The sequence below is a fragment of the Bifidobacterium cuniculi genome (assembly GCF_000741575.1).
Taxonomy (GTDB): domain Bacteria; phylum Actinomycetota; class Actinomycetes; order Actinomycetales; family Bifidobacteriaceae; genus Bifidobacterium; species Bifidobacterium cuniculi.
The window spans coordinates 753,394-779,775 of the sequence record NZ_JGYV01000001.1 but is presented as its reverse complement, the minus strand read 5'-3'; the positions used below and the strand labels follow the sequence as shown (position 1 = coordinate 779,775).

Below are 26,382 nucleotides of genomic sequence, written 5' to 3'. Positions count from 1 at the left end.
TGACTTAAAGCGGGCACCGGGTCGAAGAACAAAGTAGTTCTTCGACCCGGTGCCCGCTTTAAGTCAGGATTCGACCCCGTGCGGGTGCCCGCTTTAATTCGGGGAAAGTACCCGACCTGGTGCCCGTTTTAACACAGAAACACACAGGAACTCACGCATAGCTGAAGGTGGCCGGGTCGTGGCCGGCGCGGGTCGGGCCGTCCAGTGCGTCGATCCGGCGGTGCTCCTCGTCGGTCAACGCGAAGCCGAACAGGTCGAGGTTCTCCTCCTGGCGGTCGCGGTGCACGGACTTGGGGATGATGATCGTGCCGTTCTCGATGTGCCAGCGCAGGATCACCTGCGCGGGGGTCACGCCGTGCACGGCGGCAATCTCCTCCGCCACGCCGTTGGCCAGGTCGGCGCCGCGGGCCATCGGCGAGTACGCCTCCACCGCGATGCCATGCTCACGGCAGTACGCCGTCACCTCGCGCTGCTGCCAGGTGGGGTGCAGCTCGATCTGGTTGACCGTCGGGTACTCCCCCGTCTCCCCATGCAGCCGCTCCAGGTCGGACGGCATGAAGTTGCACACGCCCAGGGTCCGCACACGCCCTTCGTCGCGCAGCCGTACGAAGGCCTTCCAGGTCTCCCCGCTCCTCCAGTCGAAGGGCGTCGGCCAGTGGATCATGTACATGTCCACGTAGTCCAGGCGCAGCAGTCCCAGCTGGCGGTCAAAGGCGCGCAACGCGGAGTCGTAGCCCTGCTCCGAGTCGCGCAGTTTCGTGGTCATCCACAGCCGTTCGCGCTGCGGGCCGCTCGCGTAGCCGACCTCCTCGAGTGCGCGGCCCACGCCGCCTTCGTTGTCGTAGCCGGCGGCGCCATCGATGTGCCGGTAGCCGACCTGCAGGGCGGACTCCACCACCGGGGTGACGCCCTCGTCGTCGATGCGCAGCACCCCAAGGCCGACCTGCGGGATCTCGTTGCCGTCGTGCAGCCGCACCATCGGCACCTGCGCGCCTGCCTGTGTTTCCTGTGTCATCGTCGTTCCTTTCCGTCGGTCATGCACCGAGTTCCATGCTCCAGCCAGCTTAACCACGTGCGTGGGCAATGCGGACTGCGCCAAGCACGCGGACCACTATCAGGAACAGCGGAAGCATCGGAAACGCGACGTGTGCTATTGCTCTGTACAGTCCATGCGCTGCCCGACGGCCTCATCTTGTCTGCCGTGGCGCATGGTACGGCATCAACGGTCACCGGATCACTTACAGGAGAGCTACAGATGGACACTACGCGCAACGAACTCAACCGCAACCTCGCACAGATGCTCAAGGGCGGCGTCATCATGGACGTCACCACCCCCGAACAGGCGCGCATCGCCCAGGAGGCGGGCGCCTGCGCCGTGATGGCCCTCGAACGCATCCCCGCGGACATCCGCGCCGCCGGCGGCGTGAGCCGCATGAGCGACCCCGCCATGATCCGCGGCATCCAGGAGGCGGTCTCCATCCCCGTCATGGCGAAGGTGCGCATCGGGCACATCGCCGAGGCGCGCATCCTGCAGGCCATCGATATCGACTACATCGACGAGTCCGAGGTCCTCTCCCCCGCCGACGACGTCTACCACATCGACAAGCGCGAATTCGACGTCCCCTTCGTCTGCGGCGCGAAGAACCTCGGCGAGGCGCTGCGCCGCATCGAGGAAGGCGCGAGCATGATCCGCACCAAGGGCGAACCCGGCACCGGCGACGTCATCCAGGCAGTGCGCCACATGCGCACCATGAACCGGCAGATCCGCGAGTTGGAGGCGCTGCGCGACGACGAGGTGTACGAGGCGGCCAAGCAGCTGGCAGTGCCCTACGAACTCGCCAGGTTCGTGCACGACAACGGCCGCCTGCCGGTGGTGAACTTCGCCGCTGGCGGCGTCGCCACCCCGGCCGACGCCGCACTCATGATGGAACTCGGTGCCGAGGGCGTCTTCGTCGGCTCGGGCATCTTCAAGTCCGGCGACCCGGCGAAGCGCGCCGCCGCCATCGTGCAGGCGACCGCGAACTGGCAGGACGCCGACCTGCTGGCGCGCCTCTCCGCGGACCTAGGCGAGGCGATGGTCGGCATCAACGAGGACGAGATCGAGACGATCATGGCCGCCCGCGGCGAGTGAAACGGCGGCAGTCATGGTTGTGGACGTTTCCTACATCAGCAAGGAGCACTCCGAAGGCATCGAGGGCGAACGCTCCGGCGTCACGGGCATCCTGGCCGTTCAGGGCGCCTTCGCGGAGCATGCCGCGATGCTCGACCGGCTGGGTGCGCCGTGGAAGCTGCTGCGCGCCGCCGATGACTTCGACGCCTCGATCGACCGGGTCATCCTGCCCGGCGGCGAGAGCACCACGCAGGGCAAGCTCCTGCGCTCGACCGGCCTGTTCGACCCGATTGCCGCGCATATCGCGGCCGGCAAGCCCACTTTCGGCACCTGTGCCGGCATGATCCTGCTGGCCAGCGCACTCGAGCAGGATGACACCGTGTACTTCGGCGCGCTCGACGCCACGGTGCGCCGCAACGCCTACGGGCGTCAGCTGGGGTCCTTCATGACGACGGAAGACCTGGACACATACACTCCCGTGGACGGCCTGCACAGCGAGGACGACCCGTCGGGCGTGATCGCCGACATGCCGATGGTGTTCATCCGCGGCCCGCTCGTGGCGTCCGTCGGCGACGACGCCCGAATCATGGCGGTGGTGGACGGCGACGTCGTCGCCCTACAGCAAGGGAGAATCCTCGCCACTGCCTTCCATCCGGAAGTGACCGACGACACCAGGGTGCACGAGTACTTCCTGGGGCTGTAGGGCTCGCATGGGAAACCGTTGCGCTTATGAGGGGTGGGTTAAGCGAGACCCTGCTTCATAGAGGGCCTGAAATCGTTGAAACGGCAAAGGCATATATAGCCCCTCTCCGCTTAACCCACACCTCATAAGCGCAACAGGTCATGAAGCCGCAGAACCAATGGCGCCACAGGACATGCATGATGGGGTTGGATGGGGGCACCGGCCAAGGCCAACGCGCACAACGCCACCACACAATAGGCACACCGCCGTTCATGTACACAAGACGCCAGGAATAAAGGCAAGTGCCGCTGCACCATGGTCACCATGGTGCAGCGGCACTTGCCTGAAGGAGGGGGAGGTACGTTCAGTGCTTGTTGTTCAGGCGGTGGTACACGTCCTCCAGCTCCAGCTCGCGCTCGAAGGCGCGCGGGGTGGTGTCGGCGTCGATGGTGGCGAGTTCCACGCCGGCGATGCGGGCGAAGTCCTCCCACGCCTCACGGCCCACGGAGGTGGTCATGCAGGTGTGGTGGGAGCCGCCGCCACGCAGCCAGCATTCGGCGGAGACCTCGAGGTTCGGTTCCGGCTTCCACAGGGCGCGGGCGCACGGCAGCTCCTTGAGGTCACCGAGCGGCTCGACCACGTCGACCACGTTCATGAGCAGGCGGAAGCGCTCGCGCACGTCGGCCAGGGAGACCACGACGGCGTCCTTCTTCGGGGCGACGGTGAACACGAGGCGCACCGGGTCGGCCTTGCCGCCGATGCCCAGCGGGTGGATCTCCAGCGTCGGCTTGGCGATGGTGCCCACGGACGGGGAGACCTCGAGCATATGCGAACCCATGATCATCTCGTTGCCGGGGGTGAAGTTGTAGGAGTAGTCCTCCATGAGGGAGGCGCCGCCCTCGAGGCCGTAGCCCATCACGTTGCCGATGCGCACGAGCACCGCGGTCTTCCAGTCGCCTTCCGCGGAGAAGCCCCAGCCGTACCCGGCAGGGAAGCGCTGCGCGGCCACGCCGGGCAGCTGCGGCAGGGCACCGAGGTCCTCGAAGTTGTCGACGCCGGCGGTGCAGCCGTTGGCGCGCATCATGTTGACCATGGCGGCCTCTTCCTTGGCCGCGATGAACAGGGACTCGTAGTCGGTGTCGAGCAGGGAGGGCGCCACCTCGTACTTCGCCTTGTAGTCCTCGATGATCTCCTTGACCTGGTCGTCCTTGACGGCGTCGTAGGCGGCGACGAGCTCGTTGACGGCCCAGGTGTTGATGGAGGCGCCGAAGACGCGCTCCGCCTCGGTCTTGTCGCCCTCAGTGACGGCCACGTTGCGCATGTTGTCGCCCCAGCGCATCACGTTCATGTGGGTGGAGGCGTCCCAGCCGGCACAGGCGCGTGCCCAGGTGCCGATCTTGTCGGCGACTGCCGGGTCGGTGTAGTGGCCGACCACGATCTTGCGCGGGATGCCCAGGCGGGTGACGATGTAGCCGTACTCGCGGTCGCCGTGGGCAGCCTGGTTGAGGTTCATGAAGTCCATGTCGATGGTTTCCCACGGGATCTCGAAGTGGTGCTGCGTGTTGAGCTGCAGCAGCGGCTTCTTGAGCGCCTCGAGGCCGCGGATCCACATCTTGGCCGGGGAGAAGGTGTGCATCCAGGTGACCACGCCGATGCAGGCGTCATCGGCGGAGGCGTCCACCATGAAGCGGCGCACGCCGTCGGAGCTCCTGAGGGTCTCCTTGAGCACGAGCTTGACAGGGATGCGACCGGAGGCGTTGAGCGCGTCCACGATTTCGCGGGACTGCTGTGCCACCTGGCGCAGCGCCTCCTCGCCGTACAGGTCCTGCGATCCGACGCCGAACCAGATTTCCTTGCCTTCGAAGGGGTTGTCCATGGTCATGTTGGTGTGTTCCTTAGGTGAGATGGGGGTGGGTGTTGTGTTGAAGTGTGTCCGTGTGCGCGGTACCTGAGATTTTGTTCAGAAAAATGAACAATTTCTTATGAGAGAGCATGAATGCTCAGTGCTGCCCGTACACGTTCTGGTAGCGGTCGTTGAGCTTGTCGACGTCCTCCTGCTGGATCGGGATGATCTCGCCGAGCTGGCGGGCGGCCCACATGGTGTGCGACACCTCCTCGGTCATGGCGGCTGCCTTGACGGCGGCCTCGGCGTCCTTGCCGATGGTGAAGGGGCCGTGGTTCTGCATGAGCACCGCCGGCGACTTCGGGTATTTCTTGAGGGTCTCGACCACGCCCTCGCCGATGGCCTCGGAGCCGATGAGGCGGAAGGGGCCGACCGGCACGGGGCCGCCGAACTCGTCGCCCATCATGGTCAGGCCGCAGGGGATGTCCTGGCCGGTGGCCGCCCAGGCGGTGGCGTAGGTGGAGTGGGTGTGCACCACGCCGTACACGTCCGGCATGTGGCGGTAGATGTAGGCGTGCGAGGCGGTGTCGGAGGAGGGCGACTCGGCGCCGTCGACCACGTTGCCGTCGAGGTCGCACACGACCATCGAGCTCGGGGTGAGGTATTCGTAGCGCAGGCCGGAAGGCTTGATCACCATGAGGTCCGCGGTGCGCAGGCGCTGCGAGACGTTGCCCGCCGTCCACACCACGAGGTTCCACTTGATGAGCTGGTCGTGCAGCGCGGCGACGACCTCGCGCACCTGCTTGACCTCGGCGCGCACCTCGGGGCCGTAATCTGCCAATGTTGCCATGTCGGTTCTGTCCTTTCGTGTCGGTCCGTGAAAAATGTGTCAGTATTCGAGTGCCACGTGCTCCACCGCGGCCTGCTCCACCGGCAGTCCGTCCATGAAGCGAGCGAAGTAGTCGCGGAAACCGGCGACGTCCTGTGGGTCGGGCTCCTCGGTGGTGTCCTCGGCGCCCGCGAAGACGAGCTCGTCGAGGTAGTCGGCGAGCGGCGTCGCGGCATGTTCCAGGTAGTCGGCGAGCACGGCCATGCCCCAGGCACCGCCCTCGGCGGCGGTCGCCATGACGCGGATCGGCGTGTCGAATGCGGCGGCCAGCAGCTTCTGCGCGACCACGGGCGTGCCGAAGATGCCGCCGTGGCCGATGAGCGAGTCGATTTGCACGTCTTCCTGCTCGGTCATGACCTTCATGCCGATGGTCACCGGGCAGAAGGCACCGAAGAGCTGCGCGCGCATGAAGTTCGCCAGGCCGGTGTGCGCCTCCGGGGAGTGCACGAAGAGCGGGCGCCCCTCGGTGAGCCCCGCGAGGAACTCGCCGGTGCGGAAGGGGTACGCCGTCAGGCCGCCGGCGTCGGGGTCGGCGTCCGCGCAGATGGCAGCACGGAAGAGCGTGCCATAGAGGTCGCCAGTGCCGATCTCGATGCCGGCCGCGGCGGTGAACTGGCGGAAGAGGTCGACCCAGGCGTTGAGCACGCCGGTGAAGTTGTTCGCGTGGCTCATGCCGGCCGGGTCGCCCATGGGGGTGGCGACGACGTCGACCTCGGGGTGCAGGTCCTTGAGTCTGTGCTCGAGGACGACGGTGGCGAAGATGGAGGTGCCGGCGGAGACGTTGCCGGTGCGCGGGCGCACGGAGTTCGTGGCGACCATGCCGGTGCCGGCGTCGCCTTCCGGCGGCGCGAGCACCGGGCACTCCTTGAGCGTGCCGGTGGGGTCGAGCAGCTTGGCGCCGTCGGCGGTCAGTGACCCTGCGGGCGTGCCGGCGACGAGCGGTTCGGGCAGGACCTGCTCCAGCGTCCACGGCAGTCCGGCGACTGCGTCGATGGCGTCGAAGCGCGCCATGAGGTCGGCGTCGTAGGTGCGGGTGGCGGGGTCGATGGGGAACATGCCGGAGGCGTCGCCGACGCCGAGGACGCGGCGTCCGGTGAGCTTCCAGTGCACGTAGCCGGCGAGGGTGGTGACGTAGTCGATCCGGCCGACGTGCTCCTCGCCGTCGAGGATGCACTGGTAGAGGTGGGCGATGCTCCAGCGTTCGGGGATGTTGAACCGGAAGAGCTCGGAGAGTGCCTCGTGGGCGGCGTGCGTGTTGGTGTTCTGCCAGGTGCGGAAAGGCACGAGGAGCTCGCCCGCGGCGTCGAAGGCGAGGTAGCCGTGCATCATGGCGGAGAAGCCCATGCGGCCGATCTTCTCGAGCCTGGCGCCGTAGTCGCGCTCGACCCGGGCGATGACCTCGCCGACCACGTGCTGCAGGCCCTTCCAGACCTCCTCGAGCGTGTAGCTCCACAGGCCGTCCTCCAGGTGGGACTGCCAACCGTATTCGCCGGTGGCGAGGGTGTTGCGGTCGCCGTCGATGAGGACGGCCTTGATGCGGGTGGACCCGAACTCCACGCCGAGCGAGGTGTTGCCGCTGCGGATGGCCTCCGCCGCTGCATCCTGCGATGCTGCCATGGTGTGTCTCCTACTCTCTTCCGGGATTCACGACGTTGTGCGATAGCTTTATGTTAGCGCTCACAACAGTGCAACACGCCGATGCTCCCGCACCTGTTCTCACCCCCGTAAGAAATTGTTCGTTTTTCTGAACAAAATCTAGGGGCCTGCCGGGTTATAGGGGGGCGTCGACACGCCGTCGGGGAACCGAAAATCGGCTCTCCGACGGCGTGTCGACGCCCCCTATAACCCGGCAGGCCCCTAGATTTTGTTCAGAAAAACGAACAATTTCTTATAAGGCAAGGTCGCACCACACACAACCACTCCCCTACTTCCGCTTCGCCCGCTTCAACGGCGACGTCGGCTCGGCAGGGCGCAGCATGGGGAATTGCCCGAGCAGCCAGCGGTGCACGGCCGGGATGCGGCTGCCGGCAGCGCCTACGACCAGCGCGCCGATCACGATCCAGGAGGCGATGTCCATGCCCAGCAGGATCAGGATCACCACCACGCCGCAGGCGAGGACGCCGCCCAGCTGCTGGTACTTGTATTGCGCCTCGGTGATCTCCTTGCGACGGAAGGGCATGGCGCCGAGGAAGACGCCCAGGGCGAGGCAGCCGAGCCCCGCGACGATGGAGACGATGATTTCCGCAGTGGACATGTACGTTGCCTTTCGTGATTGCTTGGTTTTCTTGGTCCTTCTTGGTCTTCTTGACATGCGCTTCCGATCCCAGCTGTGCAGCCGTGCAGCCCTGCAGCCTTGCACGCCTCCCGCCGGTCACGCCCGTGTCCGTGCATAACTGCAGATTGCAGTTATGCCCTCATAACCGGGGAAATGGTTCTGCAATACGTGCGAGTTGCAAGACCATCGGCACAGTTATGAGCACACATCTGCAATCTGCAGTTATGCACGGCCGCCACCGCCGACACCACAACCACAATCTCAGCCACGACCACACACCCGCACGGCCAGCCCCGACTGCCATCAGCCGGCACCCGGCCGGCGCGCCGGCTGCCGCACGGCCACGCGCGGCCGCGGCATGCGTCGCCTGGCGCCGGCCACGCCGGCGCGCGAAGCACCACCGACGCCCGCGATCTCGCCGATGATCTCCTCGTAGGAGGTGTCGGCGGTGGTATGGACCGCCACCACCGTGCCGTGCCGCATCACCGCAATGCGGTCGGCGACCGCGAAGACACTGGGCAGGTCGTGGCAGACCATGAGCACGCTCCGCCCGTCGGAGCGCAGCGCAGTGATGTAGTTGAGCACCTCGGAGGTCTGGGTGACCGACAGCGAGGCCGTGGGTTCGTCGAGCACGATGAGCGCGGGGTCGTTGAGCAAGGTGCGGGCGATGGCCACCATCTGCCGCTGGCCGCCGGAGAGTGACGAGACCTGCTGGCTGGGGCGTACGTGCGCGGCGAGCCGGTTGAGGACCCCGCGGGCGCGCTCGCGCATGGCGTCGTCGTCGCGTGTCGCACCGCGGCGCAGTTCGTTGCCCAGGAACAGGTTGGCGGAGACATCGAGGTTGTCGCACAGCTCGGTCTGCTGGAAGGCCGAGGCGATGCCGAGTTCGACGGCGCGCGCCACGCCGGTGAGCGCGACCTCCCGCCCGCGCAGGAGGACGGTGCCCTCGTCGGGCTGCACCAGGCCGGCGATGACGTTGACCAGCGTCGACTTGCCGGCGCCGTTGTCGCCGACGACGGCGACCACCTGGCGCGTGCCCACCGTCAGGTCCACCCCGTGCAGTGCCTCCACCAGCCCGTAGCGTTTCGCGATGCCCCGCAGCTCAATCAACGTCGATTGCTCCACCTGTATCCCCTCGTTCCTTCTTCCTGGTGCTTCCCTCACGCCCCGACGCGAGCGCCTCGCGCTCGACGCCCTCGATGGCCATGATCCCTGCCCCCAGCGCGGCATTGACCATGGGATGCTGCGCCTCGCGCACCTCGATGGGGGTCAGCGCGTCGGGGAACAGCAGTCGCTGCAGCGATTCGCGGAACGGCCCCAGGAAGTCGTCGCCGGCGCGCGAGAGCTGGCCGCCGACCACCACCAGCGCCGGGTCATAGGCGATGCACAGCGTGGAGGTGACGTTGCCGATGCGCAGCGCTGCGTCCTCGATGACGCGCCGGCAGCCGGAGTCGCCTTCGATCGCCTTGGCGACGAGGTCGTCGAGGGTGAGGTCGCCGTGGGTGACGGCCAGCTGCGAGCACAGCCGGCGCTCGTCGACGACGGTGTTGAGGCAGCCGCGGTTGCCGCATTGGCAGATGGCGCCGAGCGAGTCGACCTGGACATGGCCGATCTCGCCGGCCAGTCCGGTGACGCCGCGGTAGACCTCGCCATGCTGGATGATGCCGGCGCCGACGCCGTCGCCGGCGTTGACGTAGACGAAGTCGTCGACGCCGTTGCCTGCGCCGATGCGCGCCTCGCAGAAGGCGGCCATGTAGGCGTCGTTCTCCACGAGGACGGGGATGCCGCCGAAGGCCGCGGAGAGGATGTCGCCGATGGCGGTGTCCTCCCAGCCGGGCAGGAGCCCGGGGACGGCGACGGTGTCGGTGCGCGCGTCGATGGGGGCGCCGACGGCCACGCCGATGGCGCGCAGGCTGGCTTCGTCGGCGTCCATCTGCCCGAGGGATTCGTGGATCATGCGGATGACGATGTCGAGGGTGGTGTCCGGCTGGTGGCCGCGCGGCAGCGGATAGGTGTGGTCGACGAATGGCTGGCGGGTGTCGTCCACCAGGACCACGCGCAGCGAGTGGCGCAGGATGCACACGCCGGCGGCGAGACCTTCGCGGTGGGCGAGCGTGACGAGGCTGGCGCGGCGCCCGTTGCGTACCGTGCCGTTGGTCTGCAGCTGGCCTTCGTCCACGAGTTGGTGCACGAGTGCGGAGACCGTGGCCGTGGAGACGCCGATGGTCTCGGCGAGTTCGACCTGGGTCATCGCCCCGAAGCGGTGGATGGCGTCCAGCAGGTTGGCGCGGTTGGTCTCCCGTTGTGAGCCCTGTGCGCCGAGCCTCTTCGCCAATCGTCCTGCCATGCCCTCAAGCATACGGCCTTCCGGGCGGAAAACGAAACGGATGGTCTTGGATTTTCGGTATTTGGCCGGTTTTCCGGCATGTTGCATTCAAACATCGAACTCAAAAACTCACAACACGCCGTGTTGAGTTTGACATCCTAACTCAACGTCGTATGCTGGTCACCACGAACCCCACAAGGGCACCGGCAATGATGCCACCCGTCATAACACGTCATAACACAACAACCCATACCAGCTCACCAATCCGTCGAAGGAGATGGAGACATGAAGTGCATTACACGGATCCTGGCAGCGGTCAGCGCGCTGGCACTGACCGCCGGCCTGGCGGCCTGCAGCTCGACCCGCGCCGGCTTCGAGCAGAACGGCACCACCCAGAAGCTCGAGAAGGGCGCCATCATCGGCATCTCGATGCCCACCAAGTCCGAGGAACGATGGAACAAGGACGGCAACAACCTCAAGGACAAGCTCGAGAAGGCCGGCTACAAGGTCGTGCTCAACTTCGCGGACGACAAGCCCGCCCAGCAGAACGCGGACATCGAGAACATGGTCAACCAGGGTGCCAAGATCATCGTGGTCGCCGCCAAGGACGGCTCCGCCGTCGGCCCCGCGGTCGAGAAGGCCCGCGACGCAGGCGACACCGTCATCGCCTACGACCGCCTCATCATGAACACGGACGCGGTCGACTACTACGCCACCTTCCAGCTCGAACAGGTCGGCGTACTCGAGGCGCAGTACCTCATCGACCAGCTCGGACTCGAGGACGGCGAGACCGGCCCCTTCAACATCGAGCTGTTCACCGGTTCCCCGGACGACAACAACGCCAAGTACTTCTTCAAGGGCGCCTGGGACCTCCTGCAGCCCTACTTCGCCAAGGGCGTCCTGGTCAACCCCTCCAACCACGGCGGCGGCGTGACCAAGGACTTCACCGTGGACGACTGGCAGAAGATCTCCGTGCAGTCCTGGAAGACCGAACAGGCGCAGAAGGACATGGAATCCATCCTCGACTCCACCTATGCCAACGGCCGCAAGCTCGACGCGGTGCTCACCCCCTACGACGGCATCGCCCAGGGCGTCATCAACGCCATCGAGTCCAAGCGCCCGGACATGCAGCCCGGCACTGAGTCCTGGCCGCCCATCACCGGCCAGGACGCCATGGAAATCGCCGTGTCCAACATCGCCGCCGGCAAGCAGGGCGAAACCGTCTTCAAGAACGTCGACGAACTGGCCGACGCGGTGTACGACATGATCATCGAGATCGCCGAGGGCAAGGAAGTCACCGGCATCAACGGCGAGTTCAACAACAATAACGTCGACGTGCCCTCCAAGCTGCTCGACCCTCAGAACATCACCGTCGAGAACCTCGAGGACCTGGTGAAGGCCAACTACATCACCCAGGAACGCTACGACAAGCTCACCGGTGGCAAGGACGTCCTGTAAGGCGTCCGGGAAACCCGAAAGGAACACGGTCATGGCAAACAATGACACGATCCTGACGATGGACGACATCGTCAAGACCTTCGGCCCGGTCAAGGCGCTCTCGGGCGTGAACCTCAGCGTCGACCGCGGCGAGATTCACGCGATCTGCGGCGAGAACGGCGCCGGCAAGTCCACCCTGATGAACGTGCTTTCCGGCGTCTACCCGTACGGCAGCTACTCCGGCACCATCACCTTCGACGGCAAGGAGTGCAGGTACCGCACCATCAAGGACTCCGAGGCGGACGGCATCGTCATCATCCACCAGGAGCTCGCGCTGAGCCCTTTCCTGTCCATCGCCGAGAACATCTTCATCGGCAACGAACAGGCCAAGGGCGGCGTGATCGACTGGGACGAGACCCGTGCCAAGGCGAAGCAGCTGCTCGAACGCGTCGGCCTGCCGGAGAACCCCGACACGCGCATCATGGACATCGGCGTCGGCAAGCAGCAGCTCGTCGAGATCGCCAAGGCACTGAGCAAGGACGTCAAGCTGCTCATCCTCGACGAACCGACGGCCGCGCTCAACGACGAGGACTCCGCCCACCTGCTGGGCCTCGTGCGCCAGCTGCGCGACGAACAGGGCGTCACCAGCATCATCATCTCGCATAAGCTCAACGAGATCGCCGATATCGCGGACAACATCACCATCATCCGCGACGGCGCCACCGTCGGCGAGATGTACATCACGCCGGAAACGCCGCTCGACCAGGACGAGCTCATCAAGAAGATGGTCGGCCGTTCGCTGACCAACCTCTACCCGGACCACGAGCCGAACACCCCCGGCGAGGAGTACCTGCGGCTCGAGGACTGGACGGTGCACCACCCGCTCGACCAGGAACGCGTAATCGTGGACCATGCGAACATCAACGTGCATTCGGGCGAGATCGTGGGACTGGCGGGGCTCATGGGCGCCGGCCGCACCGAGCTGGCCATGAGCGTCTTCGGACACTCCTACGGCTCGCACATCAGCGGCAAGGTGTTCGTCAAGGGCAAGGAGGTGCAGCTGCCCAACGTGCAGGCCGCCATCGACGCCGGCCTGGCCTACGCCACGGAGGACCGCAAGGTATACGGCCTCAACCTGCTGCAGAACATCCGCGAGAACGCCTCCATGGCATCCCTCGAGAAGATGAGCTCGCACGGCATCATGGACGCCGACACCGAACAGGTCGAGGTGGAGAAGTACCGCAAGGACTTCCACATCAAGTGCCAGAGCATCGACGTCAACGTGGGAACGCTCTCGGGCGGCAACCAGCAGAAGGTCGTGCTCGCCAAATGGGTGATCTCCGACCCGGATATCCTCATCCTCGACGAGCCGACCCGCGGCATCGACGTCGGCGCCAAGTACGAGATCTACGAAATCATCAACCAGCTTGCGGACGCGGGGAAGGCGGTCATCGTCATCTCCTCCGAGCTGCCCGAGCTCATCGGCATCTGCGACCGCATCTACACCGTCAGCCAGGGCGTCGTCACCGACAACGTCGACCGCAACGGATTCACCCAGGAATACCTCATGAAGGGCATGACCAAGGACAAGGAGGTGGCTGCATCATGAGCGCCACGAATGCAGCGGCACCGGCAAGGAAGCCGGCCAAGAAGGACAGCGTGCTCGGCACGCTCGCGAACAACTCGAAGCAGTACGGTATCGTCGGCGCGTTGGTCGTCATCGTGCTGGTCTTCGAGATCCTCACCAAGGGCGTGCTGCTCAAGCCGAACAGCTTCGTCTCCCTCATCCAGCAGAACGCGTACGTGATCATCCTCGCCATCGGCATGGTCATGGTCATCATCGCCACCCACATCGACCTGTCGGTCGGATCTATCGTCGCCTTCGTCGGCGGTGTCTGCGCCATCCTCATGGAACGGCAAGGCGTCAACTGGATGCTCGCCATCCTCGTCGCGCTGGTGGTCGGCCTCATCATCGGCTGCTGGCAGGGCTTCTGGGTCGCCTACGTGGGCATCCCCGGCTTCATCACCACCTTGGCCGGCATGCTCATCTTCCGAGGCCTGGCCACCGTCATCGTCGGCGAGTCCGTGCCCGTCACCTCCCCCGAGTTCCGCGGCATCGCCCGCAACTACCTGCCCCAGCTGCTCGGCTGGTGGGGTCCCTTCGACGGCCTGACCATCGTCGTCGGCCTCGCCTGCATCGCCCTGTTCGCCTGGAGCCAGCTGCGCCGCCGCACCAAGGTCGCCAAGGCGGGACTGGTGCCCGAACCGATGGCCATGACCGTGATCAAGATCGTGGTCGCCACGCTGCTCATCGGCTTCGTCACCTACCTGCTGGCCATGTCGGGCAACGCCGACCAAGGCGGCATCCCGATCATGCTCGTCATCCTCGCGGTGCTGGTGTTCGTGTACAACTTCATCCTCACCAAGACCGTCTTCGGCCGGCACGTGTACGCGGTGGGCGGCAACCGCAAGGCCGCCATCCTCTCCGGCATCAACACGCGGCGCGTGGACTTCACGCTCTTCGTGCACATGGGCTTCCTGTCCGCCGTGGCCGCGGTCTGCGTACTCTCCCGCCTCTCCTCCGCCACCGCGCAGGCCGGCATGGAGTTCGAGATGGACGCCATCGCCTCCTGCTTCATCGGAGGCACCGCCGTCACCGGCGGCGTGGGCACCATCCCGGGTGCCGTGGTCGGCGCACTGGTCATGGGCGTGATCAACCAGGGCCTGTCCATCATGGGCGTGGACACCGCGGTCGTCAAGACCATCAAGGGCCTGGTGCTGCTGGGCGCCGTCGCCGTGGACATCCTGTCCAAGCGCAAGAAGGGCTGACCCTCCCCGGCGGTCGCGGCGACGACGCCGCGGCCGCCCCTCCCCCTCGGCGGAACCACACCCGATCCCACCGTTCGGAACCTGCGGATTAGAAGGCCGACGCTCCGCCCGGCCTGCCACCGTCCATCATCCATCTCCAAGGAGCCACCATGAAACTCAACGATGCCGCCCGCGCCAGGATGTACGCACTGACCTCAGTGGCCTGCGCCATCTGGCTGGTCCAGACCTGCGTGGAAGCCAATGCCGCCGGCGACCTGTTCAGCTGGTCGAACATCATCTTTGCCGTCTGCCTCGTGGCGGTCACCGTCTACTGCGGCATCAACGCCGTACTGGGGTGGAACGTCAAGGATGGCGCCAAGGACGACGCCGGATCCGCCACGACCGCGCCGAAAGGCAGGTGATGCTTTTTAGCTTCTCTTTCCCTTTCCTCTCCTGCGAGGGCCCGTACCAAACCGTGCGGGCCCTTTTGCGTGTGCCCCTCTCCCGTGAGATTTTGTTCAAAAAATGAACAATTTCTCAGGAGTCCTCCGTGCACGGGGGCACCTCCGCGCACCTACCTCTGCGCGGCCTGCCTCAGGGACTGGCGGGGGATCACCTGGGCGGTGGCCAGGCCCACGCCGTGGCGGGAGACTGCATAGCCGGGCTCGTCGCCCTCCCCCATCAGGTACAGGATCTCCTTCATGGCCATGGTGCCCAGGTCGTCGAAGTCCTGGCGCACAGTGGTCAGCGGCGGGTACAGGTTCTCGGTTCCCACCATGTCGTCGAAGCCGGTCACGCTCACGTCCTGCGGCACACGCACGCCATGCTCGAGCAGGGCGCGGATCACACCCATCGCCATCGGGTCGTTCGAACACACCACGCAGGTCGGCAGTCGGCCGCCGTTGGAGCCGATGTTGTCGAGGATGTGGTTCATCCGCTGGTAGGCCTCCCCCGACGCCCAGTCGCGGCACTGCACGGTGATTGAGCTCACGGCGTGCTGCGCGCACAGCGCGTTCCACGCCGCCAGGCGGGTCGCCGCGTCGCGCCACTCCGCCGGTCCCGCGAAGAACAGCACATTACGGTGGCCATACTTCCGCACCATGCGCATCACGCCGGTCATGCCGCCCCACTGGTCCACACCGACCAGCGAGACGCGCCGCCGCTGCGCCGCTCTCAGCAGGCGCAGCCCCTCCTCCACGCTCACCGTGCCGTGCGTGGAGGTGATGATCGCGCGCGGCTGCGTCACCTTCGCCCGGCACGCGGCGCGGAACATGGCATCCGTCGGCGTCAGGAAGATGAAGGCATCCACCCCCTGCTGCTCGAACATGCCGCACAGCCCGTCGAACTCCTCCTGCGTACACAGCGCCTCGTGCACCATGGCCACGGAGACGAACATGTCATGCGCCCGCGCCACCGTCTCGATGGACGCCATGGCGGACACCGGCCCGTAGAACCGCTGGCCGCCGGCAATCAGCCCGACGGTGCGCGAACGGTTCGACGCCAGCGCGCGCGCCGAGTTGCTCGGCCGGTAGCCGAGCTCCTCGATGGCACGCTCCACCTTCGCCCGCGTCTTGGCGGACACGTTCGGCGAATGGTTGATCACCCTGGAGACCGTCTGGTGGCTCACGCCGGCCAGTTCGGCCACGGCGAAGATGGAGGGCCTGCCACCCGAGGAACGCTTCCCGGCCATCACACCCCCTGGTTCCCGTCGGCCATCGCCGCCAGGCGCGCGGCGAAGGCCGGCCAGTCGGTGCGCATGGCGGTCAGCAGCTTGCGGTTCGGCACATCCTCGAGCGGCACCCAGTCGATCTCCATGCTCTCGTCGTCATTGGCGCGCGGATGCACCTCATGCCCGGGCTTCTCGAAGGCGAAGACCGTGGTGTAGGCCCACGGGCCGTGGTCCTCGCAGTAGGAGCCCACCACCTCGATGTCCTGCGGCGTGATGTTCGCCTCCTCGAACGTCTCACGCAGCGCACCCTCGATCGGGCTCTCGCCGTCCGCGATCGCACCGCCTGGAATGCCCCAGGTGCCGCCCTCCGCACTCCACGCGGCGCGGTGCTGCATCACGATCGCCGTGGGCTCACCGGTCTGAGGGTCGCGCCGCGCCAACATGATGCCCGCGGCGCCGTTGGTGCCCCAGTGCCGCCGTCCGCAGTCGCACTCCACCCAGCCGTCGCCCGGCTGGTGCACGTTCTCCTTGGGCGGCAGCTCCTTGCCCACCGCCACATGCTCCTCGCCGAACCGCTCGTCGCGCTTCACGTTCCACAGGTCCGTCCATGCCACCCCGAGCTGGCCGGCCAGCGAGCGCGCCAGCGGCAGGCTCAGGCCGATGATGCCGCTCGGGTCGCCCTCGATGCGGTCGATGAACGCGCCGCCGAAGCCGTCGAGGGTGAAGGAGCCGGCCACTTCGAGCGGTTCGCCGGTGGCGATGTACGCGTCGATCATCCCGTCGGTGAACTCGGCGAAGTGCACGGCCGCCTTGCTGGCGCCCTTGGCCACGCGGCCAGTGGCGAAGTCGATGAGGCAATGGCCCGTCCACAGTTCGCCGGTCGCGCCGCTCATCTGCCGCAGCCGCCGGCGCGCCACCTCGGGCGTGTGCGGCTTGCCGTAGGCTTCGCCGTCGAGCAGGAACAGCGAGTCGCAGCCCAGGATGAGCGGGCCGACCGTGCTGCATGTCAGCCCCGGCTTGCCCTCCATGGCATCCTGCAGCGGCTCGCTGGCCGTCGGCACGTCGACGCCGGAGAAGTCGCGGGTGCGCGCGTCGGCGCGGTCCTCGGCACTTTCCGCGGCGTCGTCGCCCGCGCTGTCCGCCTTGAGCGGCCAGCCGGTGACGCGCTCGCCGCGGGCGGCGCGCGACGCGGCGGCGACCTCGAGGTACGCCTCGTAGACGGCGTACGCCTTCGCCTCGGCGAGGATCATGACCTTCTCGTCGATGCCCAGTTCGTCGACGGCGATGCCCTGCTGGCGAGCGGCGCATTCCAGGGCGGCCGGCTCGTCGACGTGCGAGACGCGGATGGTGGGGCAGATGCCGGCGTTGAAGAGGATGTCACGGCGGGGGCGCGACTTCGAGGCGAGGATCAGGGGTATGCTCATGGTGTTTCAGTCTACCGGCATCTACGAAAATAACTTCAAGAAGAGCAACGGCACCTTGGACAGGGGGCGAGGTCCAGAACGTCGGACACCTGCTGCCATTCTGCATAGATGTCACGCTAGACTGCCTCTGGTACGTTTGTTTTCGGCACGAGGCAAGGAGCGGACATGAAGGTCCTGTTTGTATGCACCGGCAATATCTGCCGTTCTCCAATGGGCGAGCTTATGTTCCCCCTGTTCTTTCACGATGATTCAATCGTGACCGATAGCGCGGGGACACAGGGCCTTGACGGCGCCCCGATCGACCCTTCCAGCAACCGACTCATGGCGGCTGCTGGCATCGACGCAAGCAAGTTCCGGTCCAAGCGGCTCACACCCCACCTAGCCGATTCGAGCGACCTGATTTTATGCTTCACGGCACACCAACAGAGAAAAATAGCTGCATTGGCACCCCGGGCTGCACGACGCACCTTCACCCTTAAGGACTTCGCCAACCTATGCGCCTTCTGTGCCGACCATGGCTTGATTCAAGGGGACACCGTACTGGAACGCGCCAATTCGGTGATAGCCCAGGCGTCCATGGTTCGCCCTCACGTACCGCATACGTCAGATATCTCCGACCCCTATCGCAAGGATTTCCCCGCCTTCCGTACCGCATACGAGGAAATCGGCCAGTCCATTGCGATCATTGCCCAATCACTCGAATTGCCCCGCGGCGCACACGCCAATTAGCGCATTGATCCGAATCGCCCCGAATCTATCCGCCGTAGGTATTAGAGTATGCCCCGTAGGGTTGCATGGAAGCGTTCGGGGGGCATACTTACTCACAACACTCCCTGTATGGCCCATGTTTGCCGAACTGACCGAAGACACATGTAACTAGGAAGAGGACCCATGAATCCGGTATTATATTTCCTTACCTCGCTCTTGTGCCAATTCCGCCTACGACACCGTTATTTCGATGTAATCCCAATTCTGGTTCTCGTATACCTGACTTGGAACAGCCAGAATGCCGCAGATTACCAGCAGTATCAAATGGCATATTATTATCAAGAAGAGATACCGTTCTACCAGAGCTTTGCCCCCGGTTTTCGGATTCTTGTTCTTGCAGGTAATGCATTAGGCCTGAATTTTAGAATCTTCAAGTGCCTCGTAATACTACTCTCACTAATATTAACAGAGATTGCAATTGCTAAGATTACCAATAATACTCTGATCGTATGGTCATATTTCCTTTTTTATCCAGGTTTGATATCGCTTATTCAGATACGACAGACATTGGCCTTGTCGATCGTGACCCTCGCTCTCTCCCTTTTGGTCCGGCGTCCGAAACACTGGCTCGTGGGCTCCCTACTGCTCATCGTTCTGGGAGTCATGTTTCACACCACATGTCTCATTTTTATCATATTGCCATTCCTTTGCCTTCTCCGGGAACGAATACTCCTGATAGTCGCCGGCGCCATTATGGTCCTCGGTTTTCTTCTGCGCAATCTGATTCCCGAAATCGCCTCTACCTTCTTCCGGGAAGATAAAGTAAGCGCCTATTTCTCGACAGACACCATTACGCTCTACACCCAGCTTGTCATCGTACTCGTGATTATCGCAAATGCCGCGATTACGTATTACGCGAGGATGGCCCTTCCTTCCCTGAACGTGGATCAACGTACTACGACTTATTGTTCCAATATGTTCCAAGTCAGCGTAGCCTTCTGCGCATTCACGCCCGTCCTTGCCACCGGCATTGATTTCATGCGCATCGACCGTGCCATCATTCTCCTCCCCTATATGGCAATCGCCCTGTTGGTCGATGCACAGTACCGAGCCACCCGCAACGGCAGGCAGTACCATTCGACACTGCTGCTGTACAATCTTTTGGAACGTTCATTCATGTATGCATTTGCCATGCTCATGATGGCGTATTTCATCTTGCGAAATGATTACGATAACGTTTTCGTTCCACTTCTACATTAACTTGAACATACCGAACAGCAAAAAACGTGCCTCTTGAAAACAACCGTCAAGTGGCTGCCTGGAATCGCCATCCGCACCGCTCAACAACAGGGGCGAAGCATGTCCCAAGGTCCGGCCATGACAGCCAGCCGGAAAACGAACAAGCCATCGGCCTTGGGCATTGAGGCCTTGGGGGCCATTCACCATGACAACTGCCCTCGATCTGGTTGATAGATGGCATGCGACTGGTCAGTTCACCGGCATGTATTCTCATGGCATGTGGGGTGTGTCTGATTGGACACACCCCACATGCGGTCAGACGGTGCCGTCCCGCTTCACCGGCGGGGCGGCGCCGTCTTACTTGCCGTCCCAGTTGCCCACGAGCACCAGGTCACCCGCACGGCCATACGCGAACTGCACACTCGCGTTACCGCCCTTGAGCTGGTTGTTCAGGTACATCACCGTGCCACGACGAACACCAAGCGTGTCCCTGCCGTCACCGTCCCAGTCACCCACCAGAACCTCGTCACCCGAACGGCCGTACACGAACTGCACGTCCGCGCTGCCCTTCATGAGCGAATTGACCAGGTACATCACCGTGCCACGACGAACACCAAGCGTGTCCCTGCCGTCACCGTCCCAGTCACCCACCAGCAACTCGTCACCCGCACGCCCGTAATTGAACTGCAGGCTCACCTTGCTGTTGAGCTCGTTGCACAGGTACACCATGGTGCCACGACGAACACCGAACGTGTCCCTGCCGTCGCCGTCCCAATCACCCACGATCACCTCGTCACCGGGGCGACCGAACGTGAACTGCGCCTGGGCCATGCCAGCCGACAGCTCGTTGCGCACATAGAACGTCGCACCACGACGCACCGCGACCGTGTCCTTGCCGTCACCGTCCCAGTCGCCCACGAACACCTCGTCGCCCTCCAGGCCATACGCGAACTGCACATCCGTGTTATTGCCCTTGAGCTGGTTGTTCAGGTACAGCATCGTGCCACGACGCACACCAAGGGAATCACCCTTCGAATCCGACACCGGAACCGAACCAGACACCGTCACCACAATGGCTGAAGTCTTGCCGGAAGCATATACCGCTATGGCGGTACTACCGGCCTTCTTGGCAGTGACCTTGCCATTGCCGTCCACCGTGGCGACCGCGGTATTCGAAGAAGACCAGGCAACCGCACCAACAGTCGCATTCGAAGGAGTCAGGACCGCAGTCAACTGTGCAGTTTTGCCAGCGGCCATAGACAACATGTTGTCCTTGACCCCATCGCCAGTGATGGTGACCGATTGCAGACCGACCACCTGTCGAATGGTGACGATGATGGCGTCGCTGCGACCTCCTGCAGTGGCAGTAATCACCACCGTACCTGCTGCCTTGGCAGTTACCTGGCCATTGGTATCAACGACGGCCAGATTGGTATTGTTGGACTTCCAAGTGACTTCCTGGTTAGTGGCATTCGCCGGAGATACAGAGGCTGTCAGGGACATGGTGGTCTGAGCATTCATCTCCAGCATGCCATCGGCAACACCCGTGCCGGAGATGGTAATGGACTCCACCGGGATGTCGACGACGGCCGCGTTCACGGTCACCGTGACGGAGGCGGACTTGTCACCCGCGGTAGCGGTGATCGTGGCAGTGCCCTTGGCCTTCGCAGTCACCTTGCCATTGGAGTCCACCGTCGCCACGGACGTGTTGGAGGACTTCCAGGACACCGCACGATCCGTCGCATTCGCGGGGCTGACCGTGGCCGTGAGGGCCTTGGTTTCACCTTCGGTCAGCGAGACGTTGCCGCCGGAGATGGTCACCGAGGAGACCGGCACTTCGACGATGCACGGAGCGACGGTGTCATAATTGCCGGTGTTGTCCTTGATGACCACGTATTCGCCGGTGGCGGTGTAGTTCTGGCCGGAGACGTCACCCACGTTGTCCCAGGTGCCGTTGCCGTTGTTGAAGACGAACTCGATGTCCTTCTGGTCCGGGTTGTCCAGGGTCACGGAGACGTATCCGTCACAGGCAGCCGTCATCTTCGCAGTGGTCCAGGTACCCTCGCCGGTCCCCTTGAAGTGCCAGTAGAGGTTGGTAGAGTTGGCGCCGAACTTGCCGGACGGGTAATACACCGTGGTGGTGGTCGGGGCCACACGCACACCGGTCACGGTCACCGTGATGGAGGCGGACTTGCCGCCGGCGGTCGCGGTGATCGTGGCAGTGCCGGCCTTGACGGCCTGCACGGTGCCGTTGCTCACGGTGGCCACGGCGGTGTTGGAGGACGTCCAGGTCACCTTGGCGCTGGCTGCCGCGGCCGGGGTGATGGTCGTGGTCAGCTTGGCGGTCGGGTTGTCGTTCACGTCGAGCGTGATGTTGCCGCCGTTGATGGCGATGGAGTCGACCGTCACGGCCACGCAGGAGGCTTCGGTCCACTTGCCGGAGGTGATGTTGCCGTCCCACACATAGGAGCCGTCGATCAGCAGGCCCGCGGCGTCCACGTGGTCGTCGGGGTCGGTGGTGACGGTGTCGGCCGGGAACTTGTTGCCGGTGATGGAGCCGTCGCCGCCGTTGTTGAAGATGACGCGGATCGGGGAGTCACCGGCCGCATCGATCATATCCTCGGGAATCTCGTAGACATGGGTGGCGGTGCCGTTGCAGGCATTGGATTCGGCCGTCATGGCCACGCCGGGCCACTTCATGTTCTCGATCACGTTGGTGCCGGCGGCGTTGTTGTCCACGTAGGCATACGCGTAGATGGTGCTCCAGCTGGAGGGCTTCTTCGCGTAGGCGGTGTAGGAGACGACCGCGTTCGGGTCCTTCTTGGTGATTGTCTTGGTGTCCTTCACCTCGGTGCCGTCCTCGGAGGTGCCGGTCACGGTCACGGTGATGGTGTTGCCCGCAGCGGTGTTGGCGCCGATGGTGATGACCTGGCCGCTGGTGAAGGAGCCGGAGGCGCCCTCGGAGGTGGTGTAACGGGCGTTGGACACGTTGGACGCGTTCAGGGTGACCGTGGTGGTGTCGGTCTTGAAGGAGCTCGGCGCCGTGATGGACACGGAGGCACGCGGGCCGACCTTGATGTTGGAGAAGACGGAGACCTTGCCGCCCTTGGCGGTGCCGGAGGTGATCTTCTTGCCCGAGACGGTCAGGGTGCCGCCGTTGACGGCGTCGGTGTAGGTGCCGTCGTCCAGCGCGGTGGCCATGCCGGCGAGGTTGACGTCGCTGCCCATGTTGGCGACGGTCACGCCGTCGTCGGCGGAGCTGCCGTTGGACTTGTAACGCTCGATCATGAGGCACTGGTTGTTGCCCTGGCAGTTGCGCATGTACTCGGCGTTGCCTTCCATGGCGTTGCGGAAGTGGTTGACGGCCGCGACTTCGGTGGACTTCCACTCGTCGTCGCCGGCGTCACCGAGCTGCGAGCGCTCCGCGAAGCGCGGGCCGTGGTCGCCGCCGGAGCCGACCGGTCGGTTGAAGAAGAGCGGCGCGCCGCCGGCCTTGGAGCCGATGACGGCCCAGCCCATGCGGATCTGCCATGCGGTCAGCTGGGAGGAGTATTCGTTGGTGTTGGCGTAGGTATCGTGGGATTCGACCCAGGTGACCAGCTGGTTGTCCTTGACGCCGTCACCCTGCAGGTTGGTGAGGCCACCTGCGTTGAGGTTGTAGTTCTTCAGCGCCTCGCGCAGGGTACCGCCGTATCGGGAACCAGTGTTGCCGCCGCCGTTGGACGAGTACTTGTCGAAGAGCGCCGGGTAGGCAGCGGCGTTGAGGCCGGCATCGCCCTGGAGCACCTCGCCGTACTGGTACTGCGCACCGTTCGGCAGGATCGTGTCGTAGTACGGGGAATAGGTGCCGAACTCATTCGGCAGCTCGATGTGCTTGGCGGCATCGTAGCGGAAGCCGTCCACGCCGTCGGCCACGGCCTGCTTGAGGAAGGCGGCCATCTTGTTGCCGACTTCCTGGTTCTCGGTGTTGAGGTCCCACAGGCTCAGCAGGTGGCAGTGGGTCACCTGGTAGCGGTTGCCGTAGTTGATGGCGGTACCGTTGTCGCCGCAGCCGCCCTGGTCACGGGTGTGGAAGTAGTCGGAACGGCGCCACTCGGGATCGATGGCGTTCCAGTCGGCGGTGAAGTGGTTGATGACGCCGTCGACGATGACTCGGATGCCGTACTTGTGGGCCTCCGCAGTCATGGCCTTGAGCTCTTCCTCGGTACCCACGACCTTGTTGCCGATCTTGCTGCCGGAGGGCTGGTACACGTAGTACCAGTTCTCGGTGAATTTCATGCCCTCCATGGGGCCCTTGATCTCGGAGATCGGGGAGGTCTGGATGGAGGTGTAGCCGGCTTCGGCGATGTCCTTCATGTTGTTCTTGATGGTGTTGAAGGACCACATCCATGCATGCAGGATGGAGCCGTAGCTCATCTCCTTGGACAGGCCGTACTGGTTGCGGGCAGCTTCGAATTCAGCGTTGCCGAGGGTACGGTCGTAGCTGGTGGTCGGCGCATTCGCCGCCACCGCGGTGCTGGTGCCGATCACCATGCCGCCGCACAGCGTCGCCGTGGCGACGACGCCGGCGAGGGCCTTCTTGAGGAAGCCGGGCTTCTTGCCTGGCTTCGACTCGGCCGCGCCGGTCGGATTGGACAGTTGGGTCATTCCACTGTCTCCTTTTCTTCTCTTGGAATACGGAACCTTTGTTCTTTCCTGCGACCTCGCCGAAACGGAGTCGTATTGCGACAGTTCACCCAGGATTGTTTACCTATCTGCCAAGGCAAGCAACCTGGCGCTTCTTCAGCGCAGCGCCATGGTGCAACCGTTCGCATTGCAGCATTATAGCCAATGGAGCTTAAAGACACGACTTCATCTCATAATCGGATAACGGTTGCATACATAATGAGACAGCCTAAGCGCTTCAGCTATGAGCGACATCCAAGGAAAGACAAGGGTTGGCACCGGCTGTGGTCTTCGCCACGCCTCCAGCTGAACCCGGCGTGTCCCGCCCCGGACGGACGATGCCCACCATGCGGCCATCTGCATGGTGGGCATCGTCCGTCGTCGAGCGGCCAGGACTACTTCGCCTGGCCCCCGTCCTCCTCGCCGGTCCCCCGCCACCCCATCGGGGTCTGGTCGATGGTCAGCTTGGTCTTCGCCTTGGTCGAGGTGGTCACGTCGAAGGAGTAGGTCACTTCCTGTCCGGGGCGGATCTCCACCGTCGACCGGTAGATGGTGTTGCCGTTCAGCGTGTCCTTCTGCACGGCATTCGCCTTGCCGCCGAGCTCCACGATGTTGCTGATCGAACCGCCGGCTGGCGGGTAGAACAGGATCTTCTCCATGGCGATGCCGCGGTTGGCCTGGTCGATGCTCGCGATGTAGCCGGGCAGGTCCTTGAGCTCATCCTCGGTGAGCGTGTTGTGCAGCGTGTACTCCACGTGGTAGGTGCAGCTGTGGTCGTCGGCGCATTCCAGCGTGGTGATCTTGGAGGTGCGCTTGATGTACCAGCCGAGCTTCGAGGGGTTCTGCTCGGTCAGGTAGACGCCGACCTGCGGGTTGCTTTCGTCGGCGGGTGTGGTGGCGGTGAAGCCGGCCTCCAGGATCTTCGTCTCCAGGTCGCTGTCGAAGGAGTACATGGAGAAGTGACGTTCCTTGGCCAGTTCGTCGAGCGTGTTCGCCAGCTTGGCCAGCTTGCCGATGGAGATGTTCTCGAACATGTCGTCGATGCAACGGGAGGCCACTTCGGCGAAGATCACGTCGGACTCGGTGCCGTCATGGTTCTTGTAGACGTCGTTGAGCAGGTACTGCGCGGTGTTCTCACCGGTGAGCACGGTGCCGTCGTCGAGGGTGACGTCACCGTTGACGGCGATGATCTCCTGCACGAAGACAGGGTCCACGAGCACCACGCCGTCCAGCGGCTGCTCGGCGCCCCACGGCGTGCGGTTCCAGATGGTACGCATGCCTTCGGCCACGCCTTGGGTGTCCGGATAGACCGCCAGGTCGCGGATGTCGAAGGACATGTGCAAGGGGCCGTCCGTGGTGAAGATGCGCTTCTCGTCGTCCGTGCGATCCGCCACGCCGTACGGCAGGTAGTCGCCATTCGGACGGAAGTCGCCGATGTCGATGGTGCCGTCGTGCGTGGTCATCTCCCCCACCGAGCCGATCAGGCCGCCCGAGGAGCGCATCTCGGAGGTGGTCATGGCCATGATGGCGTAGGTCTGTTCGCCGCCGTGGCCCAGGAACACAGGCAGCATGGTGAAGGTGTTGGCCAGGGCGTCGACTTTCTCCCCCAGCGTGCCAAGCTGTTCCTTGCCCTGGTCGTAGGCGTCGGCCACCATGCCGATGGTGGGCTGCGGCAGCGCATCATAGCGCTCCACCTGCGCCTGCAGGGAGGCGTTCGCCTTGTCGATGGCGGGTTCGGCGTCCACGATCGGCTGCAGGTTGATGCCGTCGCTGGTCGCCAGGTTGTCATGGCTCAGGGTGCTGAAGGCGTCGAGGAACTGCGGAAGCGTATCGCTTACCACGGCATCGACCACGTTGGTCATGCCCTGCACGGTGGTCACGTCGGTGCCTACGAAAGGCACCGCGGCCATGAAGTTCCACAGGGAACCGTGGGCGATGCGCGAAGCTTCCTTGGCTTCCGCCTGCGCCTTGGGCAGCGCATCCTTTGCTCCCTGCCCGGCGTCGGCCACGTCGGCGGCACCCTTGAGCACCGCGATGGCCTGCGTCTCATGCGCCTGCACCTGCTTCGCCTGACGCATGAACTGCATGCCCATGACGCTGGCCACGGCGAGCAACGCCACGATGAGCACGCCGAGGATGCCGACGACCCACGGCCAGATCCTGCGGCGGTGGCGGTGATGATGGTGATGATGGTGATGACGGCTTGTCGAACTGTCGTGTACCTGTTCCTGTGTCATGGATCCCCTGGTTTCAGTCGGTCATGCAGAAAGCGCCGCGGCACCGCCCTGTCGGGTCGAGCCGCGGCGC

General features: G+C 64.3%; 19 protein-coding genes. 8 read left to right on the top strand and 11 right to left on the bottom strand.

What is annotated here, in order from left to right; genetic code table 11:
• Nucleotides 1-151 precede the first annotated feature (151 nt).
• Complete coding sequence (locus BCUN_RS03515) at nt 152-1,015, bottom strand: aldo/keto reductase (protein ID WP_033517632.1); 864 nt, start codon at nt 1,013-1,015, stop codon at nt 152-154.
• Nucleotides 1,016-1,255: 240 nt separating this feature from the next.
• Between BCUN_RS03515 and pdxS the strand changes: the two genes are divergently transcribed.
• Both pdxS and pdxT read left to right on the top strand, forming a co-directional pair.
• The gene (gene pdxS, locus BCUN_RS03510; RefSeq protein ID WP_033517630.1) at nt 1,256-2,131 is read left to right on the top strand and encodes a pyridoxal 5'-phosphate synthase lyase subunit PdxS; all 876 of its coding nucleotides are present in this window, start codon (nt 1,256-1,258) and stop codon (nt 2,129-2,131) included.
• A gap of 13 nt (nt 2,132-2,144) precedes the next feature.
• The gene (gene pdxT / locus BCUN_RS03505) at nt 2,145-2,813 is read left to right on the top strand and encodes a pyridoxal 5'-phosphate synthase glutaminase subunit PdxT (RefSeq protein WP_033517628.1); all 669 of its coding nucleotides are present in this window, start codon (nt 2,145-2,147) and stop codon (nt 2,811-2,813) included.
• A gap of 343 nt (nt 2,814-3,156) precedes the next feature.
• Here the strand turns inward: pdxT and araA are convergent, their stop codons facing one another.
• The 6 genes from araA to BCUN_RS03475 form a co-directional block, all read right to left on the bottom strand.
• Nucleotides 3,157-4,674 carry an L-arabinose isomerase gene (araA, locus tag BCUN_RS03500; RefSeq protein WP_033517626.1) on the bottom strand — a complete coding sequence of 506 codons (1,518 nt, stop codon included), beginning with the start codon at nt 4,672-4,674 and terminating at the stop codon, nt 3,157-3,159.
• Between the two features lie 118 nt (nt 4,675-4,792).
• Nucleotides 4,793-5,485, bottom strand: coding sequence for an L-ribulose-5-phosphate 4-epimerase (locus tag BCUN_RS03495; protein WP_033518723.1), 693 nt, complete (start codon nt 5,483-5,485; stop codon nt 4,793-4,795).
• Between the two features lie 39 nt (nt 5,486-5,524).
• Nucleotides 5,525-7,141 carry a xylulokinase gene (locus BCUN_RS03490; RefSeq protein WP_033518721.1) on the bottom strand — a complete coding sequence of 539 codons (1,617 nt, stop codon included), beginning with the start codon at nt 7,139-7,141 and terminating at the stop codon, nt 5,525-5,527.
• A gap of 307 nt (nt 7,142-7,448) precedes the next feature.
• Nucleotides 7,449-7,778, bottom strand: coding sequence for a hypothetical protein (locus BCUN_RS03485; protein ID WP_033518876.1), 330 nt, complete (start codon nt 7,776-7,778; stop codon nt 7,449-7,451).
• 324 nt (nt 7,779-8,102) lie between these two features.
• Nucleotides 8,103-8,924 (bottom strand): ATP-binding cassette domain-containing protein, encoded by an 822-nt coding sequence (locus tag BCUN_RS03480; protein WP_051920611.1) that lies wholly within the window; start codon nt 8,922-8,924, stop codon nt 8,103-8,105.
• The gene (locus tag BCUN_RS03475) at nt 8,902-10,134 is read right to left on the bottom strand and encodes an ROK family transcriptional regulator (RefSeq protein ID WP_420796464.1); all 1,233 of its coding nucleotides are present in this window, start codon (nt 10,132-10,134) and stop codon (nt 8,902-8,904) included. Before BCUN_RS03475 ends, BCUN_RS03480 begins: the two co-directional genes overlap by 23 nt.
• A 276-nt stretch (nt 10,135-10,410) precedes the next feature.
• Here BCUN_RS03475 and BCUN_RS03470 point away from each other — a divergent pair, with 276 nt between their 5' ends.
• The 4 genes from BCUN_RS03470 (at nt 10,411) to BCUN_RS03455 (ending at nt 14,792) form a co-directional block, all read left to right on the top strand.
• The gene (locus tag BCUN_RS03470; protein WP_033518110.1) at nt 10,411-11,583 is read left to right on the top strand and encodes a substrate-binding domain-containing protein; all 1,173 of its coding nucleotides are present in this window, start codon (nt 10,411-10,413) and stop codon (nt 11,581-11,583) included.
• 31 nt (nt 11,584-11,614) lie between these two features.
• A complete protein-coding gene (locus tag BCUN_RS03465) occupies nt 11,615-13,171 on the top strand; it encodes a sugar ABC transporter ATP-binding protein (RefSeq protein WP_033518112.1) in 1,557 nt (518 codons plus the stop codon).
• Nucleotides 13,168-14,391 carry a multiple monosaccharide ABC transporter permease gene (gene mmsB, locus BCUN_RS03460; RefSeq protein WP_033518114.1) on the top strand — a complete coding sequence of 408 codons (1,224 nt, stop codon included), beginning with the start codon at nt 13,168-13,170 and terminating at the stop codon, nt 14,389-14,391. Before BCUN_RS03465 ends, mmsB begins: the two co-directional genes overlap by 4 nt.
• A 149-nt stretch (nt 14,392-14,540) precedes the next feature.
• Nucleotides 14,541-14,792, top strand: coding sequence for a hypothetical protein (locus BCUN_RS03455; protein ID WP_033518116.1), 252 nt, complete (start codon nt 14,541-14,543; stop codon nt 14,790-14,792).
• Between the two features lie 152 nt (nt 14,793-14,944).
• On the opposite strand, the gene BCUN_RS03450 is transcribed toward BCUN_RS03455, so the two are convergent.
• Both BCUN_RS03450 and BCUN_RS03445 read right to left on the bottom strand, forming a co-directional pair.
• Complete coding sequence (locus BCUN_RS03450; RefSeq protein ID WP_033517076.1) at nt 14,945-16,060, bottom strand: LacI family DNA-binding transcriptional regulator; 1,116 nt, start codon at nt 16,058-16,060, stop codon at nt 14,945-14,947.
• Nucleotides 16,060-17,463, bottom strand: coding sequence for a Maf family protein (locus BCUN_RS03445; RefSeq protein ID WP_033517074.1), 1,404 nt, complete (start codon nt 17,461-17,463; stop codon nt 16,060-16,062). The genes BCUN_RS03450 and BCUN_RS03445 overlap by 1 nt, the downstream gene beginning before the upstream one ends.
• Nucleotides 17,464-17,628: 165 nt before the next feature.
• Here BCUN_RS03445 and BCUN_RS03440 point away from each other — a divergent pair, with 165 nt between their 5' ends.
• Nucleotides 17,629-18,192, top strand: a complete 564-nt coding sequence (locus BCUN_RS03440) for an arsenate reductase/protein-tyrosine-phosphatase family protein (RefSeq protein ID WP_033517072.1) — start codon at nt 17,629-17,631, stop codon at nt 18,190-18,192.
• Nucleotides 18,193-18,354: 162 nt separating this feature from the next.
• Entirely contained in the window at nt 18,355-19,431 is a 1,077-nt protein-coding gene (locus BCUN_RS03435) for an EpsG family protein (RefSeq protein WP_033517070.1), read from the top strand.
• Nucleotides 19,432-19,767: 336 nt separating this feature from the next.
• Here the strand turns inward: BCUN_RS03435 and BCUN_RS11330 are convergent, their stop codons facing one another.
• The gene (locus tag BCUN_RS11330) at nt 19,768-24,057 is read right to left on the bottom strand and encodes an Ig-like domain-containing protein (RefSeq protein ID WP_051920610.1); all 4,290 of its coding nucleotides are present in this window, start codon (nt 24,055-24,057) and stop codon (nt 19,768-19,770) included.
• A gap of 413 nt (nt 24,058-24,470) precedes the next feature.
• Nucleotides 24,471-26,312, bottom strand: a complete 1,842-nt coding sequence (locus tag BCUN_RS03415; RefSeq protein WP_081895494.1) for a DUF4012 domain-containing protein — start codon at nt 26,310-26,312, stop codon at nt 24,471-24,473.
• Nucleotides 26,313-26,382: the final 70 nt, after the last annotated feature.

Coding starts and splice junctions, on each gene's coding strand:
- BCUN_RS03515 (WP_033517632.1), bottom strand. CDS start 1,015: ATGACACAGGAAACACAGGCAGGCGCGCAGGTGCCGATGGTGCGGCTG.
- pdxS (WP_033517630.1), top strand. CDS start 1,256: ATGGACACTACGCGCAACGAACTCAACCGCAACCTCGCACAGATGCTC.
- pdxT (WP_033517628.1), top strand. CDS start 2,145: ATGGTTGTGGACGTTTCCTACATCAGCAAGGAGCACTCCGAAGGCATC.
- araA (WP_033517626.1), bottom strand. CDS start 4,674: ATGACCATGGACAACCCCTTCGAAGGCAAGGAAATCTGGTTCGGCGTC.
- BCUN_RS03495 (WP_033518723.1), bottom strand. CDS start 5,485: ATGGCAACATTGGCAGATTACGGCCCCGAGGTGCGCGCCGAGGTCAAG.
- BCUN_RS03490 (WP_033518721.1), bottom strand. CDS start 7,141: ATGGCAGCATCGCAGGATGCAGCGGCGGAGGCCATCCGCAGCGGCAAC.
- BCUN_RS03485 (WP_033518876.1), bottom strand. CDS start 7,778: ATGTCCACTGCGGAAATCATCGTCTCCATCGTCGCGGGGCTCGGCTGC.
- BCUN_RS03470 (WP_033518110.1), top strand. CDS start 10,411: ATGAAGTGCATTACACGGATCCTGGCAGCGGTCAGCGCGCTGGCACTG.
- BCUN_RS03465 (WP_033518112.1), top strand. CDS start 11,615: ATGGCAAACAATGACACGATCCTGACGATGGACGACATCGTCAAGACC.
- mmsB (WP_033518114.1), top strand. CDS start 13,168: ATGAGCGCCACGAATGCAGCGGCACCGGCAAGGAAGCCGGCCAAGAAG.
- BCUN_RS03455 (WP_033518116.1), top strand. CDS start 14,541: ATGAAACTCAACGATGCCGCCCGCGCCAGGATGTACGCACTGACCTCA.
- BCUN_RS03450 (WP_033517076.1), bottom strand. CDS start 16,060: ATGGCCGGGAAGCGTTCCTCGGGTGGCAGGCCCTCCATCTTCGCCGTG.
- BCUN_RS03445 (WP_033517074.1), bottom strand. CDS start 17,463: ATGAGCATACCCCTGATCCTCGCCTCGAAGTCGCGCCCCCGCCGTGAC.
- BCUN_RS03440 (WP_033517072.1), top strand. CDS start 17,629: ATGAAGGTCCTGTTTGTATGCACCGGCAATATCTGCCGTTCTCCAATG.
- BCUN_RS03435 (WP_033517070.1), top strand. CDS start 18,355: ATGAATCCGGTATTATATTTCCTTACCTCGCTCTTGTGCCAATTCCGC.
- BCUN_RS11330 (WP_051920610.1), bottom strand. CDS start 24,057: ATGACCCAACTGTCCAATCCGACCGGCGCGGCCGAGTCGAAGCCAGGC.
- BCUN_RS03415 (WP_081895494.1), bottom strand. CDS start 26,312: ATGACACAGGAACAGGTACACGACAGTTCGACAAGCCGTCATCACCAT.